General features: G+C 49.7%; 15 protein-coding genes. 4 read left to right on the top strand and 11 right to left on the bottom strand.

Annotated features, from left to right (window positions below):
• The first annotated feature begins 1 nt into the window (after position 1).
• Positions 2 to 1,078, top strand: a complete 1,077-nt coding sequence (locus tag IEW11_RS11955) for a GerAB/ArcD/ProY family transporter (RefSeq protein ID WP_188531294.1) — start codon at positions 2 to 4, stop codon at positions 1,076 to 1,078.
• A 1-nt stretch (position 1,079) separates the two neighbouring features.
• Positions 1,080 to 2,198: a Ger(x)C family spore germination protein gene (locus tag IEW11_RS11950; protein WP_188531293.1), complete on the top strand. Its 1,119-nt coding sequence runs from the start codon at positions 1,080 to 1,082 to the stop codon at positions 2,196 to 2,198.
• A 40-nt stretch (positions 2,199 to 2,238) separates the two neighbouring features.
• On the opposite strand, the gene IEW11_RS11945 is transcribed toward IEW11_RS11950, so the two are convergent.
• The 5 genes from IEW11_RS11945 to IEW11_RS11925 all read right to left on the bottom strand — a co-directional run bounded on the left by IEW11_RS11945 (position 2,239) and on the right by IEW11_RS11925 (position 9,422).
• The gene (locus tag IEW11_RS11945; protein ID WP_188531292.1) at positions 2,239 to 3,792 is read right to left on the bottom strand and encodes an ABC transporter substrate-binding protein; all 1,554 of its coding nucleotides are present in this window, start codon (positions 3,790 to 3,792) and stop codon (positions 2,239 to 2,241) included.
• Positions 3,793 to 3,844: 52 nt separating this feature from the next.
• Positions 3,845 to 4,735 (bottom strand): carbohydrate ABC transporter permease, encoded by an 891-nt coding sequence (locus IEW11_RS11940; protein ID WP_188531291.1) that lies wholly within the window; start codon positions 4,733 to 4,735, stop codon positions 3,845 to 3,847.
• Positions 4,736 to 4,748: 13 nt separating this feature from the next.
• On the bottom strand, positions 4,749 to 5,654 hold the full coding sequence (locus tag IEW11_RS11935; protein WP_188531426.1) for an ABC transporter permease: 906 nt from the start codon (positions 5,652 to 5,654) through the stop codon (positions 4,749 to 4,751).
• Positions 5,655 to 5,919: 265 nt separating this feature from the next.
• The gene (locus IEW11_RS11930) at positions 5,920 to 7,674 is read right to left on the bottom strand and encodes a sensor histidine kinase (RefSeq protein WP_188531290.1); all 1,755 of its coding nucleotides are present in this window, start codon (positions 7,672 to 7,674) and stop codon (positions 5,920 to 5,922) included.
• 101 nt (positions 7,675 to 7,775) lie between these two features.
• Positions 7,776 to 9,422, bottom strand: coding sequence for a response regulator (locus IEW11_RS11925; protein ID WP_188531289.1), 1,647 nt, complete (start codon positions 9,420 to 9,422; stop codon positions 7,776 to 7,778).
• 198 nt (positions 9,423 to 9,620) lie between these two features.
• Here IEW11_RS11925 and IEW11_RS11920 point away from each other — a divergent pair, with 198 nt between their 5' ends.
• Complete coding sequence (locus tag IEW11_RS11920) at positions 9,621 to 10,859, top strand: helix-turn-helix domain-containing protein (protein WP_188531288.1); 1,239 nt, start codon at positions 9,621 to 9,623, stop codon at positions 10,857 to 10,859.
• On the opposite strand, the gene IEW11_RS11915 is transcribed toward IEW11_RS11920, so the two are convergent.
• The 3 genes from IEW11_RS11915 to IEW11_RS11905 are packed head-to-tail and all read right to left on the bottom strand — an operon-like array spanning position 10,849 to position 13,795.
• The gene (locus IEW11_RS11915) at positions 10,849 to 11,748 is read right to left on the bottom strand and encodes an ABC transporter ATP-binding protein (protein WP_188531287.1); all 900 of its coding nucleotides are present in this window, start codon (positions 11,746 to 11,748) and stop codon (positions 10,849 to 10,851) included. The two genes, IEW11_RS11920 and IEW11_RS11915, sit on opposite strands and share 11 nt — an antisense overlap.
• 20 nt (positions 11,749 to 11,768) lie before the next feature.
• Positions 11,769 to 12,815, bottom strand: a complete 1,047-nt coding sequence (locus tag IEW11_RS11910) for a FecCD family ABC transporter permease (RefSeq protein ID WP_188531286.1) — start codon at positions 12,813 to 12,815, stop codon at positions 11,769 to 11,771.
• Complete coding sequence (locus IEW11_RS11905) at positions 12,812 to 13,795, bottom strand: FecCD family ABC transporter permease (protein WP_188531285.1); 984 nt, start codon at positions 13,793 to 13,795, stop codon at positions 12,812 to 12,814. Before IEW11_RS11905 ends, IEW11_RS11910 begins: the two co-directional genes overlap by 4 nt.
• 234 nt (positions 13,796 to 14,029) lie before the next feature.
• On the opposite strand from IEW11_RS11905, the gene IEW11_RS11900 reads away from it, so the two are divergent.
• A complete protein-coding gene (locus IEW11_RS11900; protein ID WP_373289321.1) occupies positions 14,030 to 15,085 on the top strand; it encodes an ABC transporter substrate-binding protein in 1,056 nt (351 codons plus the stop codon).
• 50 nt (positions 15,086 to 15,135) lie between these two features.
• Here the strand turns inward: IEW11_RS11900 and IEW11_RS11895 are convergent, their stop codons facing one another.
• Genes IEW11_RS11895 through IEW11_RS11885 form a run of 3 tightly spaced genes read right to left on the bottom strand, consistent with a single transcriptional unit; the run spans position 15,136 to position 17,913 of the window.
• Positions 15,136 to 15,981, bottom strand: a complete 846-nt coding sequence (locus IEW11_RS11895) for a sugar phosphate isomerase/epimerase family protein (protein ID WP_188531284.1) — start codon at positions 15,979 to 15,981, stop codon at positions 15,136 to 15,138.
• A gap of 24 nt (positions 15,982 to 16,005) precedes the next feature.
• Entirely contained in the window at positions 16,006 to 17,037 is a 1,032-nt protein-coding gene (locus IEW11_RS11890; protein ID WP_188531283.1) for a zinc-dependent alcohol dehydrogenase family protein, read from the bottom strand.
• A 21-nt stretch (positions 17,038 to 17,058) separates the two neighbouring features.
• On the bottom strand, positions 17,059 to 17,913 hold the full coding sequence (locus IEW11_RS11885; protein ID WP_188531282.1) for a carbohydrate ABC transporter permease: 855 nt from the start codon (positions 17,911 to 17,913) through the stop codon (positions 17,059 to 17,061).
• Positions 17,914 to 17,946: the final 33 nt, after the last annotated feature.

Raw genomic sequence — 17,946 nt, 5'->3', positions numbered from 1 at the left:
TTTGCGCGAAAAAATCAATCCTTATCATATATTTATGTTAATGTATATGGTTCAATCCGGCGTAGGATTATTTAGTCTCCCTCGTATAACCGCCGAATATTTTGGCACAAACGGTTGGTTAGCCGTGTTGGTCGTTTCTTTCATTGTCTGTTTAAATATCGCGCTTTTTTATATCGTTTATCGCATGGGAAAGGGGCGCTCCGTATTTGATATCATGGAATCGTCCGTCAGCAAATTCGTGCTGTTCCCTCTCTATGCGTTCGTTATTTTTGTCATCTCCCTTACCGGCTGCCTGCTTGGAAAACAATATATTTTAATGTTTCAGATGATCTCATTTCAGACGACACCCCCTTACATATTAAAGCTGTTTTTTGAAATTTTGCTTTACTTTCTGCTCATTAAAGGGATCTATAATATCGTCAAAGCTTCTACTGTTTTCTTCTATTTAACCAGTTGGATGCCTTTTTTAATGCTTTATCATCTGGGAGAGTTTGAATGGCAAAGGCTGACGCCGTTTCTGTTTCAGGGGGAGACGAGTATGATTCAGGGAATCATTCAAATTATGGGATCTCTACTAGGCTACGAGGTCAGCTTATATCTTATCCCTTATGTCGAACGGAACTCACCGTTTTTCCGGGCGGTCGTTTTGGGAAGCCTATATACATCTCTCGTCTATCTCGTCGTTTGCATAGTTAGCTTTGGTTTCTTCGGCTTTACAATGCTCTTGCATCTCAACTTTCCCTTGTTTGATCTCTTTGCCTTTATAGAGCTTCCTTTCGTTGAACGCTTTGAGAACCTGTTGTTTATATTTTTTATTTTCAAAGTATTGATAACGACGATCATTTCGTTCTGGATCGTTCAGCTCTATCTTGGCCGGATTTTTACGAAAGCCCATCCGAAGCTTCTCATTTTCATGATTGTTTTGGCCACTTACATCGTCTCGAACTTTGCGGATACACTGACCAAGCTAAGCCGCTGGCTGCACTATTTATTTGCGATGCACATCAGCCTTAACTTTCTAATCCCGATTGTTTTAATCATCCTCTTAAACATTCAAAAGCGCCAGGAGGTAACCTGATATGTGCGGCGTCTTACGCTTTGCCTGCCTATTCATGGCCTTATTGCTGCTTTGCGGCTGCTCTGCAGACAAAAGGCAACTGGAGAATCTGGGATTTACCAATTCCATAAGTTATGATTTGTATACAGAAGAGGATAACGAAGAAAGAAAACTGCTCGTAACTACCAGTGTACCGAATATCGGCACAAAGACTGGCAAACAAAGAGAAGTGTTAACCGCAGTTACCCAATCAAGCAAACAAGCGTGGGTGAAGTTATCGCGGCAAACTGGCAGAATCCTTGTCAACGGCCAATTAAGAAATGCGCTGTTCGGCATGGAACTTGCCGCGGAAGGACTTATGCCTCATATCGATACACTCGTTCGCGATCCCTCGATCGGACAAAGAGTGAACATCATTATTGTCGACGGGAAAGCTTCCGAGTTATTAAAAAAGGATTTTCCGGATGAGCCGCCTACCGGACAATATATTTATGACTTATTGGAAAAAGAAGAGAAGCATAACTCCATTCCGGACATCGCGATTTATAGTTTCGCCCGCGATTTGATGGATGAAGGAATTGATCCCGTTGCGCCAATCATTAAAATGAATAAAGATCATCTGATGATTGATGGGATCGCATTGTTCGGGGATGACCGATATCGAACAAAAGTATCGTTCAAGGATGCCCTGATATTTGCAGGTTTGCGCGGAGATCTCAACCAAGGGGAACTCAACGTCGATTTTAAAGATGCCAATGAGATAGAGAGCGTGACGCTTAGCTCCGTAATCGGCCGCCGCATGGTAAAAGTGAAGAGGGTGCAAAATGGTGAAATAAAGGTACTGCTGGGGCTCCACTTTAAAGGATCGGTTCTTGAATATATCGGCAGCCGGGAATTAAACGATACGAAGGATATCGCATTCTTAGAAGGCCAGCTATCCGATTATTTACAAGATGAAGCCATGAAATTAATCCGCCACATGCAGACGAACCAAGTGGACAGCTTAGGCATCGGCCAGCATGTCCGCAACAGTATGCGTTATAAGGAGTGGAACAGCCTGGACTGGAAAGAAGCTTACGCTGGCGCCGACATTGAATGCAGCGTTAAAGTCACAATCATTAATACCGGCAAATTCCAATGAAATGGCGGTGCGATCCATTGCGATCGCACCGCCATAGGCTCTAGTTGTTTGCAGCAGCCCATGCATCGAGCTGTTTTTGTTTCTCGGCTATAATCTTATCGATGCCCGCCGCTTTCAATTGCTTGATATATTTCGGCAGCTCGATAACCGGGTCTACCGTTCCCGTCTCCAGCGCTTTACGGTACTGATCATACACGTTCCTTACCGCGGCGACCTCCGTTTTCACCGGCTCCGAATCATAATTGAAGCCCAGCGCCTTGGATTTCTTAGAGGTTTTATTGAATTCAGCCAACTCATCCCAGAGGGTTGGGCTGTCTCCTTGCCAGATATGGGACAGGAACTGATTGCCGAACATCCAGCCATAGTTCAAGTTATAGCCCAGACTAGCTGCGTCCACTCCAGGCGGATAGTCGATGATGTTGTCTACATCTGTTTTCACATAATGCTTGCCCTCAATGCCCCAGTCGAACAGATTAACCAATTCCGGGTCGGTATAGAGCAGGTTAAGCAGCATCATGGCGCGTTCCGGATGCTCGGAATTTCTTGCAATACTCCACATAATGGACGTGATGTTTCCTGTCGCGGTTGTTGCCGGAAGGAAATTAACAGATATCAGTTCCATACCTACGTTCTTGGACTCCTGTGCCGCAATGCCAGGCTTCATGTGGGACATGAACGAGAAGGCCTTGCCGGCTTTGACCATATTGTACTGCGTTTCTGTGCTTGTCGCGGCATCCTTGGCAATATAACCCGCCTGATACCATCTTCTTACAGTGTTGAGCATCTCTGCATACTGAGGCGTTTCGAAGAAGTTGACAACCTTCAATCCATTATCCAAATCCGGCAGCACGCCGAATCCATCATCCAGGGCATCTCTATAGTAATTAAGATGGGTGTCGATAATCGTGTCTCCATATTTGGTTGTCGGGATCATATCCGGCTCATTGTCTTTTATAATCTGGAATACAGCGTCCAGATCGTCATAGGACTTGATTGCATTGACGTCAATGTTGTACTTATCGACCAAATCCTTGCGCATCGTAATCCCATAATCGGCGGCTAAGTCGCGGATGCTCGGAACCGCATAGACCTCACCGTTTATTTTTACGGCATCAAGGAACGCGGGATCCAGGCTGTCAAGCGCCTCCTTAATGCCTTTCCCTTCATTTTCAAGCATGTCATTCATCGGAAGATATTGACCTCTGCCTACGTTTTGCGTATAAGTTCCAAGGCCGCTCAGTATGAGATCTACCTTCTCGTTGCCCGCCAGCATCAACGTCGTTTGTTGGGTCCATGCCGCCCAGCCGATCATCACGAGCTTGACTGTAGCGTTGATTTTTTCTTTCGTCACCTCATTGATTGCCGCTTCCACCTCTTTGAAATCCTGAGGCTCGCCCGGACCCGGGAATACCATCACCAGCTCAACAGGCTCTAGTCCGGAATTGCCATTCTCTGTGTCCTGCGGTGCGGCGGCGTCCGTGTTCTGCGGCGTGTTTGCAGGCTCATTATTGCTCGAGCTGCACGCTGCCAGCAGCGTTGTAAACGCCAGAACCATCACCAACAATATAACCGTCAGCTTCTTCCCCTTTTGCATTGAATAACCTCCCTATCATTTATGTGCTAACCAGCGCATGCTGGAGATAGCCTTACCCTTTGACCGCTCCAATCGTAAGACCCTTCACGAAATATTTTTGGAAGAACGGATAAGCACAGATCAGTGGAATAATCCCGATGACGGCCATCGCCATGCGCATCGCATCGAGCGGTAATTTGGCTACCAACTCGGCGCCTTTCCCTACTTGCTGCGTGTTCGATTGCAAAAATTGCAGGTCAAGCAGGATGCGATTCAACAGGTTTTGAATACTGAAGTAGTTTTTGTCGGTAATGTAGATCAGCCCGTTAAACCAGTCATTCCAATATAGAATGGCATAGAAGAGTCCGACCGTCGCGAGTACCGGCAGCGACAGCGGGAGCACGATGCCGTAGAAGACTCTCCATTCCTTCGCCCCGTCAATATAGGCGGATTCAATAACGGCTGTCGGGATCGAGGTGGCAAAGAAGGTACGCATTAGAATGATGAAAAATCCATTGACGAGCAGGCCGGGGATAATTAAAGCCAGAATGGTATTCTTGAAGTCGAAAAAGTTCGTATACAGCAGATAGGTCGGTACGAGCCCGCCGTTAAACAATAAAGTAAAGAATACATAGAAAGCCAGGAAATTGCGGAACGGCAGCTCTTTGCGCGAGAGCGGATAAGCGACCATCGTCGTCATCAGCATGCCTGCCAGCGTACCGACGAACGTAATAAAAATCGTGATGCCGTAGGAACGGAAGATGTCAGCTGAATTATTCCACAAGTATTGGTAAGCGGCCGTGCTGAACTGATTAGGGATCAGCTTGTAGCCCGTCCGGACAATCTCCAGATCATCGGTAAACGAAGCGGACACGAGCAGCACGAACGGAAACACACAAAATATCGTAAAGATCAACATGATAATATTAATGGACCATTGATACAACCTGCTTGTCTGCACCATACATCCCCCTTTTCTAGAACAGCGCGTTATCGCTGTTTATTTTGTTGACGACGTAATTGGATACGAGCACCAGGACAAACCCGACAACCGCTTGATACAAACCGGCGGCCGACGACATCCCCAGATCTCCCAGGTTAATCAATGCGCGATATACGTACGTATCGATCGTTTGCGTGACAGGCATCAATACGCCCGTGTTCAATGGCACTTGATAAAACAAACCGAAGTCGGAATAGAAGATCCGGCCGATCGCCAGCAAGGTCATGATCGTAATGACCGGCATAATGAGCGGAATGGTGATGCTTTTGATCTGCTGCCATTTATTCGCCCCGTCAATCGTTGCCGCTTCGTAATATTCCTGATCAATGCCGATGATCGCCGCCAGATAGATAATGCATAAATATCCGACGCCTTTCCACACGCTCACAATCGTCAAAATAAACGGCCAATATTTCGTTTCGCTGTACCAGGATATTTCCTGCATGCCCATAAAAGGAAGGATCGTATTGTTCATATAACCTTTGCCGACATCCAGCAAAGCGAGGACTAAATAACCGACAATAACCATGGAAATCAGGTAAGGAAGCAGGATCAGGCTTTGGTAGGTGCGGGAGAAGAACCGGTTCTTGATGTCGTTTAACATAATCGCCAGGGCGATGGCAATGACCGTGTTCAACACGATAAAGACAACGTTGTACAGCAGCGTGTTACGGGTAATGATGAACGCGTCATTGGTCTTGAACAGGTACTCGAAGTTTTTGAACCCGATCCAGTCGCTGCCCCAGATCCCATCTGCGAAATTTATATTTTTAAAAGCGATAACCACACCGAACATCGGCAAATAGTTGTTAATGAAAAAGTACACTACAGCCGGTAATGTCATCAGCAGCAGGACCCGGTATTTCATGATTCGCTTCATCGTTGATTTGAAATTTTTCAACCTGGTTTGCGCTTGCGACTCTGCTTCTAGCGGTGCCTGCGCCCGTGCTTGCGTGCTTACCCTCATACCCCCAGCTCCTTTGTTTATATTCCCTTCATGACCCTTATGATATAAGAGAACCGATACGGCCACTACCACGAACCCGTCCTCCGACTTTTGAATTTCCGTCATTGAAGAAAAAAAACGTCAGGGGGGAGCTGGAACCCAGACGCGGAATTGCAATTCATCTTTTACCGGTGAATCGTTAGCGGCCTTGAAGCGGTCCATTCACCGGTATGTTTATCTCAACCACCGCGCCGGGAGCGTTGCGAAATGTGATATCGGCCTGATCTTGATATAACAAACGCAGCCGCTGCTTCACATTCCAAATGCCTACCTTTTCGCCTTCATCGCTGAACGGTTTGTCATCCTCCTGCAGCTGCTTTAGGATGTGTTCAGAAAAACCTCCGCCGGTATCCTGAATGCGGATTTTCATCCGGCCGAGATGCTGCTTGATCTCTTCGATGATGATGTCGATATGAACAGGCTCATCCAGATTAATCGCATACTTAATCGCATTTTCCACGAACGTCTGGATAACGAGCGGCGGAACCGCGCAATCCCGCAAAGAATCCGCGGCCGATATGCGGTAGGTCAGATTGCCGGGAAATCGAAATTCCTGAATTCGCAAATAATTTTGCGTAAATTTGATCTCGTCCTGGAGCGGCACTACATCCGAATGGCTTCGGAACATAAACCGGAAATATTGGATAAGCGATAAGGAGAGCTCCTGAATCAGGGCGAAATTTTTGTCCCGGGCCAGATAATACACAATATTTAAGGAGTTCAGAAAAAAATGGGGATTAATCTGCAGGTGCAGATGTTTAAGCTCAGCCTTCTGGTTATTCAACTGCTCTTCATAGATATCGATTTTTAACTGCTGAATTTGCGAAGCCATACTGTTGAACGTTTCGTTCATCAGCTCGAATTCGCTTGAGGTCGGTTGGTCGGCGATTCGCGCCATAAAATAACCCTGCTTGAGCTTTCTCATCTCTACGACGATCCGGTTGATCGGCGCCAGTACGACTCTTCGCAAGACGAGCAGCGATACCGCAAGATAGAGCACGGCCCCCCATACGATGAACATGATAATCCGCTGCAGATAAGGGAGCTTTTCCAATATGTTGCGATCCGGAATGAGCGCGATCAAGCTGAAATCGCCTCTGCCCGATTTCTCGCCGACGACCAGATATTGATGCTCGGCTCCCGTAAAGCTGTAGGTGCCTCCGGCATACTTAAGCTGGATTCCGTTCTCCTCAATAAAGGCGACATCGTTCAACGGCTGATAGCGCTCATTGACAAGCAGCGATCGCCCATCGGCGCCGATATCCAGATAGTTTAGAGGAACCATAATGTTCTTCACGTTAACCAGCGCACCGATATACACATTGCCGGTTTTGATCACACGATTAAGATAGTATTCATTGCCAATCTGTACGCTTGTCCATTGATCGCTTGGGTAATGATCCTTCTTATCCTGATCCTGCAGCGCACCCGCCATGTGGCTTTTCATCCGCTGTTTCTGATTAAAAATCCGGTACTCCTCCCGCGAATCCCGCGGAATAAGCATAAAATCATTATTGTCCGCCGTGTAGACATAAAAGTAATCGACCGCTTTAATATACACGCTCTTATCCAGTAAAGTTCGAAACAAGCTGAGCTTGATCAGATTGTATTGGTCTATGTTACGATGGGATGAACGCTCCAGATCAAGCAATCTGGTGTCCCACGCAATGAGCTCTACCAAAATGCTCTCGATATCCTCTAAATTTCGGTCCAACTGCCCCATATACAAGCTGATCAAATTGCTGTTTGACTGGGCCACCTGATTCCGCACAACCTTCATTGAATAAAAATTGTTATAGATCAGCAAAGAAACAATCGGCAGCATAATAACCAGCAGACCGATCATTAATTTGAATCGAATGGAATTGCACGCGTTTTTAGCCTTCATCCACATAAGTCCAATTTCTCCTTTAAAAGGTTCATGCCTTATAAGCAGAAAGAGCAATCGTTTACGATTGCTCCAAAGTTATAGCTGTATCCGTCTGTTTGCGACATTTATTCCGATTTTGATATTCCCTTATGCGCGATGTTATCCCTATTTTTCCGGAAATCCTGAGGCGTCATCGACAGCGACTTTTTAAATATAGTGGAGAAGTAAGCGAAATTGGAAAAGCCGACGGCAAGGGCGATACTGCTAATTGGAAGCTCGGTTTTTAACAGAAAATCTTTCGCCCTGTTCATCCGTTCCTGGATAATATAATCGGAGATGGACAATCCCGTTTCTTTTTTGAACAATTTGACGATATAATCCGGGCTCAGCCCGACATGGTCGGCGATATACTGCCTGGACAGCTCCTGATCGATGTTCAAGGCGATATACCGCTTGATCCGGCTGACAACCGTTTCGTTTGATTCTAATCTATGGATATGAACGATCGCCTGCTCAAGCACTTCCCGCACCCAATTCTCAAGATCGAGAACGGTCCGGGTGGCCGATAACGTTCGTTCAGGAGACAAGTGTTCAGGATAAATCTCATCGGCCCGCAGTCCTCTTTGCTGCAGCGTATAAAGGATCATCTGGATGAATTGCTTGTAAAACTGTTGCAGCCGCCCGGCATCGAGGCCCTCATCATGCTTCCATGCATCCAGAAACTGCCGCGTCTCGGAAAAGAGCCGATCTTTATCCCCGTTTTTTAACATTTCCGACCAAACATGCAGCAGGGGCAGCTGCGCTTTGCATTGTTTTTTCGAGCATTCCTCGACAAACACAACCCGGTTGATCAGATTCACATTATTTTTGTGAAAAGCCGCTAACGCCTGAAAGGTTTTCAGCATCTCTTGAATGGGGACGGTTTTGCCTATATAACAGGACAGATGGCAGTAAAAGTAACGGTTGCAGCACTCTACCAGAGCTTCGCATTGCTGCTGAAGGGTTTTCCTCGCTTCTTCACTATCTTCCGCCGACAGATCTTCAATCGCCCTGATGACGAGCAAGCCCTCCTTCACTTGGACGACTTGTGTAGTCGAGCCACATTGAATAAGCAGCTCATCTAACACGTTTCGGAGCGCATATTCCATCAGCTTTTCCTCTCGGGCGGTCAATTCCTTTTGCCAGTACTGAATGTGGATCAGCACCGGACGGAATTGCATAGACCCGGTATAAGGTATGTTTCGTTTCCGGATCACTTCCATCATGCTGTCGAGACGGGAGGGAATCGATTGATGCAGCACATCCAGCCAGAAGCGTTCGATGAACAGCGGCTGGTGCATTTCCCAGAGCTTATGATAATGCTTGTAAGCTTCACTGATCGAGAGCGATTCGCGCTTCCTGCCGATCTTGCCGGTTGCTTTCATTACGACGGACGTCAGTTCCTCCGCAGGTACCGGCTTCAACAGATATTCGAGGCTGCCCATCTGGATCGCCTTTTTTGCGTATTGAAAATCGGCATGGCAGGTGAGAAAGATGCATTCCGTCTGCGGGTGAAATTCCCGGACCCACTCGAAAAGCTCAAATCCGTCTCCGTTTGGCATTTCAATATCCGTAATCATGATATCAATCGGCTGTTTCTCGAATGCGGCCTTTGCTTGACGGAGGTTGTACACCGCCGTAACACTTACGATTCCAAGCTCTCCCCATTCCACGCTCGATTTGATGCCGTTGGCAATAATCATTTCATCATCGACGATAAGCAACCGGTACATCCCGCTTCCCTCCTGTCTTTGCTGCGCACCCAATGAAATATGCTTTATCCTGTTAAATAGTAAGTAATCGCTTTCATTTTGACGATAGCATCATTATAGCGAAAATATAGTGTACATTATGGTATATTTTTTATAAAAATGGTGTTAATTTTAGAAGCTGCTCATTATTTTGCACCGAGGAAAAGAGGCGGTTCCCTCATGGAATATTCCCCAAAGCTCGATGAGCTCGAATATGTCTGCAAGCTCATGTACGATAACCTCCAGCTTCCAATCTGGTTATGGGACGGGAATATGGAGCCCGTAACAGAATATACGTCAAACTTGCCTGCCAATCCCTTGTTTCCAGCTACCGTCGATCTGTTCAAGAGCCGGCTGGCTTCGGATGACTTTCCTGCCGACGTACCCGTATTGAGCTCATTAAACGTATTCGATCATTATATATCTGTCCGCTTGATCCATAACGGCCGTGCTGCCGGCGCGGTGGTCATGGGCCCCTCCATTGTTGCGGAAATGACGGAGGAGATGTTAAGGGGATTTATGAACGATTATCATATTTCAGGAAAACACAGAGACACCTTATCCGATTACTACCGCTCATTGCCGGTGAAAAATAAAATAATGTTACTGCATGCCGCTGTGCTGCTTCATCACCTCATTTATGGCAGCAAGCTGGATATCACGGATATCATTCAAACGAATGTGCCCTTGGAACAGCCGTCCGTCCCCAGCGAAAATATCGACCTGAGTCTGTCGAATCGGCGGCAAAGCTTTATGTTTCACCAAAATCCGGTGATGGAAAAGTATGTTTTCCGGTGCATCCAGGACGGAAGAAAGGAAGAATTAATCAAACACTGGAATCGCCTGCCCAGGGAAAGCTTTGGCGTCTTATCGAAAAAGAGCCGGCTGAGAAATGAGAAAAACCTGGCGATCTCCTCCGTCACGCTGGCCACCCGGGCGGCGATCGATGGTGGTCTATTTCCCGAGATCGCTTATACCGTCAGTGATTTGTATATCCAGCACATTGAAGAATTGAAGGAAGTTAACGAGGTGATTAAAGCCGGCTCCGAGATGCTGTTGGATTTTGCCGAGCGTGTGCGGAACCAGAAAAAAATGCAGTATTCCAAAGCGATTGCGGTCTGCCAGAATTATATTTTCAATCATCTGTACGAGGATATTACACTGGCGAAGCTTGCCGAAACCGCCCGGCTGAGTCCCGGCTATTTATCGCAATTATTCAAGAAGGAGACCTGCATCACGATTAGCGAATACATTCAACGCGAAAAAGTCGAAGAAGCCAAAAAATTATTGGCCTTCTCCGACTATTCACTGCTCGAGATATGCACTTGCTTGAACTTTCATGACCAAAGCTACTTCATCAAAATATTTAAAAAGCATACCGGATTCACGCCAAGGCAGTACAAGAACACTAGGCCATAACCAAACCGCCGTTGTCAGCGCGGCGAACTCCCACAAGCTCTTCACCGGACACCGGCTCACGGCGCGTCTCTCCTGCCGGTTTCTGCGCAGCCTTGGCCGCCCGCAGCCGGGTTTTGTCATGCGGGATACATAGCGGCGTTCCATAGAGCGGATCGGGAATGATCTCGCATTTCAGCTGAAAAACAGCTTCCATTAAGGCGGAGTCGACCACTTCCTCCGGCCGGCCCGCCGCTTGAATCTTGCCTTGCCGGATAGCAACGATGTGATCTGCATAACGGCAGGCCAGATTGATATCGTGCAGTACCATAACGATCGTCCGTTTCTCCCGGACATTCAATTCATAGAGCAGATCGAGCACTTCGATCTGATGGGTCAGATCCAGATAGGTCGTCGGTTCGTCCAGCAGGATAACCGGCGTCTCCTGCGCCAGCGTCATCGCAATCCAGGCGCGCTGCCGCTGGCCGCCGGAGAGCGAATCGACCGTGCGCTCCTTAAGCTCGTTCATGCCCGTCGCTTCAAGTGCGGCAAACACGGCAGCCTCGTCCTCACGGGACCACTGCTTCAGCCAGCTTTGATACGGATAGCGACCCTGCTTCACCAACTGCAATACCGTCAAGCCTTCCGGGGCAGCAGGCCCTTGGGGAAGAATGGCAAGCTTGCGCGCCACTTCCTTCGTGGACATGCCGGCAATGTCCGAACCGCTCAGCACAACAGTTCCGCGCTGCGGCTTCAGAAGCCTCGCCATGGAGCGGAGCAGCGTTGATTTGCCGCATCCATTGCTGCCAATGAACACGGTAATCTTCCCTTCCGGAACAGCCAAGTTCAAATCCTCGAAAATATAGGCGCCTCCGTAGGACAACCCCAGGCTTTTCGCTTCTAATGTACTCATGACGGCATTCCTCCCGGTATTTAATATCGATTTCGGTTACGGTACAGCAGATACATGAAAAAAGGCGCTCCGATTGCGGCGGTGAACACGCCGGCCGGTATATCCCGCGGCAAAAAGGCAGTTCGCGCGACCAAATCCGCAATAAGCAGAATCAGCGCGCCGACCAGTGCGCTGACAGGCAGCACGTTGCCGAATGAAGGGCCCACCAGCTTGCGGGCGATATGCGGCGCCATCAACCCGATGAAGGCAATCGCCCCGCCGATTGCGATGGCTGACCCGGCAAGGGCAACGCTGAGCGTGAGCAGCAGCAGCCGATGCTTCTGCACCTGGGCCCCGGCACTGCTTGCGACATCGTCGCCAAGCGCCTGAATATTGACGTTACGGGCCTGCAGCCAAGTAAGCGGCAGCAGAATGACAGCCCAAGGCAGCAGCGTAAGCACATCTTGCTCCCAGGAAGCGCCGTAGATGCTCCCTGTCATAAAAGTAAGGGACCGATCGGCTAACTGCAGCGGGCCCGAGATAATGAACATATAGGCGAGCGACTTGATCGCTGCGGATATGCCGATGCCGATCAGGACGAGCCGCAATGGCGAGACCCCCTGCTTCCAGGCGAGAATGTACAGCAGCGCAGTTACGGTAAACGCTCCGCCAATCGCCGCCACCGGCATCCATTGTACCGATACCGTTCCCGTGAACAGGAAGATAAACAATACAGCGCCAAGAGAGGCCCCCTCGGTAATGCCCGTCACATCAGGCGAAGCAAGCGGGTTGCGGATAATTCCCTGCAGGACCGCACCTGCAACGGCCAGCGACGCTCCGACGAGCACCGCGATGACGATCCGCGGCAGCCTCAGCTTTTCTACAATGACCTGCTCCATCGGCTCCGCCTTGCCCAGCAGCGCCTTGAGCACGTCCAACGGTGAAATATATTGGCTGCCGATCCCGGTGCTGATGATCATAGCGGCAATACACAGCATACCAAGGATGGAAACGACCCATACCATTCTTCTTTCCAGCAGAAAGGAAAATCTCGAATCGGCAGATCGATAAGACCTGTATTTGCTCATGATGATTGCCTGCCTTTCCTGGCAATGTACACGAAGAACGGTACACCGATAATGGCGGTCATTACTCCGACGGGCACTTCCTTCGGCATGGCAATGTAACGGGAACCCAGATCCGCCGTAACGAGCAATACTGCGCCGAGCACCGCGCTGTACGGCAGGATCCAGCGGTAATCGGTGCCGACCAGATAACGGACGATATGCGGGATGATGATACCGACAAATGCAATCGGCCCCGCCACTGCGACCGAGCCGCCGGCAAGCAGGATAACAGCCGCCGCTGCGAATAGCTTAATATGTGCGGTACGCTGGCCCAGCCCCTGAGCGACATCGTCGCCCATGGACAGCACATTCAAGTGCCTGGAGAGCAGCAGCGCGATCAGCATGCCTGCCCCCATATACGGCCACACGGCAATAAGCTGGTTCATGTCCCGTCCGGCAACCGAGCCGACCAGCCATACGAGCACCTGGTCGAACATTTTACCGTCGGATAACATCAGTCCCTGCGTGATCGAGTGGAAAAATGCAGTCATCGAAGCGCCCGCCAGCGTGATCTTAACCGGTGACATGCCGTCTCTTCCAATACTTCCAAGAAAAAAGACAATGCCGCCGCTAATAGCCGCCCCGGCCAGCGCAACCCAGGTAAAAGCCTGAAGTCCCGACACGCCCAGCCAGCCCGCAGACAAAACGATAAAAAACGCGGCTCCTGAGTTAACGCCGAGGGTACTTGGGGAGGCGATCGGATTGCGGGTGACAACCTGCATGGCCGCCCCGGCGACCGCCAGGCAGGCACCGACTGAGGCCGCTATGAGCGCCCGGGGAACACGGGTCGTACGAATGACCAGATGTTCATTGCTTGAGTTATATTGGGTGAACGATTCCCAGACCGTCCGGAGAGGAATATCCGTCACTCCAAAAGCAATACTGCCTGCGATAGCGGCAGCAAGCGCGATAAGCGATAGGATCAGGCCAACAACACGCATAAAGGTCCACTTTCTTCCAAAGAGGTAATAATACTTGCTTTTTCACAAAAAATTCGTTTATTAAGATCTGTTCAATTGAATTTTAGTGGATCAGTGAACAGGTGTCAATGATTTTGATAATCGTTCTCAAAATAGTTGTTGACAGTAAGTCGCCGAGGATTTATAGTTTTTAACTGTGATTGATAATCATTTTCAATAATGATTCGAAATTCAAAACAGTGTAGGGGGAAGAAAATGATGGTTACAAATTCGATCAAAAAAAATCGCAGCCTTACAGCTTGGTGGGGTATGCTGGCGTTGATACTAGTCGTGGTGCTTACTGGCTGCGGAAGCAATGCGGCACCGTCACCCGGGAATACGAATGCTGCAGCTTCTAATAATTCCGGCGCGGCGGCGCCATCCAACGAGCAGACTAATGCAGCTGCACCGGCAGACAATCAAACCTATGTTGTAAAACACGCCATGGGCGAACAGGAAATTACCGGAACACCGCAAAAGGTCGTTATCTTGACGAACGAAGGAACCGAAGCGCTGCTGGCGCTTGGCGTCAAACCGATCGGTGCCGTGAAATCTTGGACAGGCGACCCTTGGTATGACCATATTGCGGCCGACATGGAAGGCGTTACGGTTGTAGGCGATGAAAGCCAGCCGAACCTTGAGCTTATTGCCGGTCTGCAGCCGGATCTGATTATCGGCAACAAAATGCGTCAGGAAGCCGTATATGAGCAGTTGAAAGCTATCGCGCCGACTGTCATGGCAGAGGATCTGCGCGGCGAATGGCAGAACAACTTCATGCTGTATGCGGAAGCACTTAACAAAAAAGCTGAAGGCGAAGCTGTATTGGCCGCGTTCGATCAGCGGATTGCCGATTTCAAAGCGAAAGCCGGGGATAAAGTGAACGAGACCGTATCCGTCGTCCGTTTCATGGACGGTAAAACGCGTGTCTATCATACCAATACCTTCTCAGGCGTTATTTTCGACAAGCTGGGCCTTGCCCGCACCGAAATGACGAAGAACGCAAAAGACGCCTTTGTGGATGAAATTACGAAAGAGCGCCTGCCGGAGGCAGATGCCGACCGTTTGTTCTACTTCACGTATGATACCGGTGACGGGAAAGGCAACCACACGGAAACCGAATGGACAAACGACCCGCTCTGGCAAAACCTGAGCGCGGTGAAGAACGGTACAGCTTACAAAGTCAGCGATGCCATCTGGAACACCGCCGGCGGCGTCAAAGCAGCTAATCTCTTGCTTGACGAGCTCTATGAAATCTACGGATTACAGCAGTAATCGCCAAAAAGCTGTCTCCCTCGGAGGGGAGACAGCTTTTTTTCACGCCCTTAGCCTAACCCTATCTCTTGTACTTTCTTCCTCAGGTACGCCAGCGACTCGGTCGCATACCAATCCGGATCGGCTTGTCTCGTATGGAATCCAACCTCCATCGTTAAATAGCCCTTATAATCGATATCCTTTAGCGCCTTCAGCACGGCATCGTAATTGCAGCGGCCCTTGCCCGGCGGCTGGCGGTCGGTATCCGCGATATGGATATGATGAAGCTTATCCTTCATGCGGTAGACGTAATCGCTCGACACTTCATTGCGATAGAGCGCATGAAACGTATCGAACATCACCTTCACATTGTCTTCCCCGGATTGCTCGGCCAATAAAAGCGCGTCATCCGCGGTTTCGACTAGGTTGCTGTCCGTAGGCGTCGGCTCCACGACCAGCGTCACGCCGAGTTCCTTCGCATATCGCGCACATTCGGTCAGGCCGCTCAAGCTGTAGTTCCAGGCCTGCTGCTGTACCGTTCCGTACACGACCCACCCGGCGATCCAGATGACGGTCGGACATTCCCACTCATGGGCAAGCCGGATCACGTCTTTATAATGCTGGACCGTGAAGTCCCTTTCTTCCTTCGAAGGGGCGCTCGGATTGACCCCGGGGCCGCCGCCCGGCGCGGGCAGCATCGACGAAACGGCCAAGCCCTCTGCTTGCAGCAGCTTTTTAATCTCGGCTCTCCGCTCCTTTGGCAAATGATCCGGCCATGCGTGCGGGCTGGCGCAACCGATCTCTATGCCGTCGTATCCCATGGCGGACAACCGGCGAATCACCTCATCGAGCGGATAAGAGGGCAGCCAGCTTGGAAAACCGCTGTATACCCATGTATTAAAAGAAATTCCTTTCATACCATTCTCCCCCTTTTGAGTTTTTTACCACACGAACACGGCTTTTTCCGTTTTTCTTTCATCGAACAGGCGGAACGCTTCCTCCGCTTGCTCTAACGCAAATGTATGCGTGACCAGCTTTTCAACCGGGATTTTCTTTCTAACGATGAATTCGGTAATTTCCTCATACTCGTGGATCGGGAAATACCAAGAACCCATCAGCGTCACCTGTTTGCGGATCAGCTGATCGCTCGGCCGGATCGCGGTCTCCCTGCTTTCACCGATAAAAGCGACTCTGCCATGCGGCCTCACGCAGTCGAGCGCCTGATTCTCGGCAATCGGGCTTCCGGAGCAATCAACCGCTGCATCCGCGCCCTTATGGCCCGTCAGCTCGCGAATCTTCTGCACGACGTCCTCCGTTTTACCGTTAACGATATGATCGGCTCCGAGCTCTTTGGCCATCTCCAGCCGTTCCTCCAGCATATCCACTGCAATGACGGTTGCCCCCATCGCCTTGGCGACTAGAATGCCGGCACCGCCCATCGGTCCCATCCCGAAGATAACCAATGTATCTTTTCCTGAAATTTGCAATCTCTTTTGCGCATGGTACAGCGTGCCCACCGCATCGGTCGATACAGCAGCCGCCACATAGCTGAGCGAATCCGGCAGCTTCATGCACATTTTCTCCGGCACGACGATATAGTCCGCATCTCCGCCATGGATATCAAAACCGATACATTTCCATGCTGGACAAAACATCATGTAACCGCTTTTACAATATGAACACTCTCCACAGCCTACCGCCAAATAGACGGCTACCCGATCATTGACCTGAATGGAGCTGACTCCCTCTCCCGTCTGTACGACCAACCCGGCCGGCTCATGGCCGGGGATAATGTCGCCTGTTTTCGCTCCGCCCACCACCGGATTGCCATAATAAATACTCATATCGCTGCGGCAGATTGCGGACGCTTTCATCTGGACCAGCACCTCGCCGGGTCCAGGCACGGGTATCGGGAATTCTCTGATCTCTACCTGCTTGTTTCCGGGAAACACAACGCCTTTCATTGTTTGCATAACCATAACCTCCGGTTGTCGTTATTTCACTGAACCCATCGTCAAACCTTTAATCATATGATTGCGGACCAGGATGGCGAAAATGAGGACAGGAGCGGTCATCAAGGTGGAAGCCGCGGTCAACTCCCCCCACTGTACACCATACATCGTAATGAACTGATTGGCAATAACTGGAGCGGTCACGACCTCATTTCTCGACAGCACGAGCGCAAACATGAATTCATTCCAGCTGAACATTAAACAGATAATCGCGGTTGCAGCCAGTCCCGGAGCGATCAATGGAAGAATGATCCGGACAAAGGCCGACATTCTGGAGCAGCCGTCGATCATAGCCGATTCTTCCAGGTCAACCGGAATATCGTCAAAGAAGCCCTTCAGCATCCACACAACAAAAGACAGATTAAAAGCCGTATACGGAATAATGAGCGCCGCATACGTGTCGATCAGATCAAACCAGCTCATCATCATAAACACGGGCACTAAAGTGGCTGCGGGCGGGAACATGCGCGTCGACAAGATCCAGATCGCAATGTCTTTCCCCCGTTTCAGCCTGAATCGCGATAAAGAGTAGGCGGCCAGCGCGCCAAAGACGATGGAAAGCACGGTCGAGACGAAGGACACGACAACGCTGTTCCACAGCAAACCGCCGAAATTGCTGGAGGTGCTGCCGCTGGAGAACAAGGCCTGATAGTTTTCGAAGGTCGGCACAAACAACCAGACCGGCGGCAGCGACTGCGCATCCCAAGAAGTCTTGAGCGATGTCAGCACCATCCAGCCGACCGGGAAGATCGCAACGAGCAATATCATATAAGTCAAAACATCCAGCATGCGATTCCATAAAAACCGTCTCATTCGAAGATTCATAATCCCCATCATCTCATCCCTTTCCTCCTCTGCATAAAGCTCGAG

Source organism: Paenibacillus abyssi (assembly GCF_014640295.1).
Lineage (GTDB): Bacteria > Bacillota > Bacilli > Paenibacillales > Paenibacillaceae > Paenibacillus_D > Paenibacillus_D abyssi.
The sequence above is the reverse complement of the archived record's forward strand: the minus strand, read 5'-3'. Positions and strand labels throughout refer to the sequence as shown.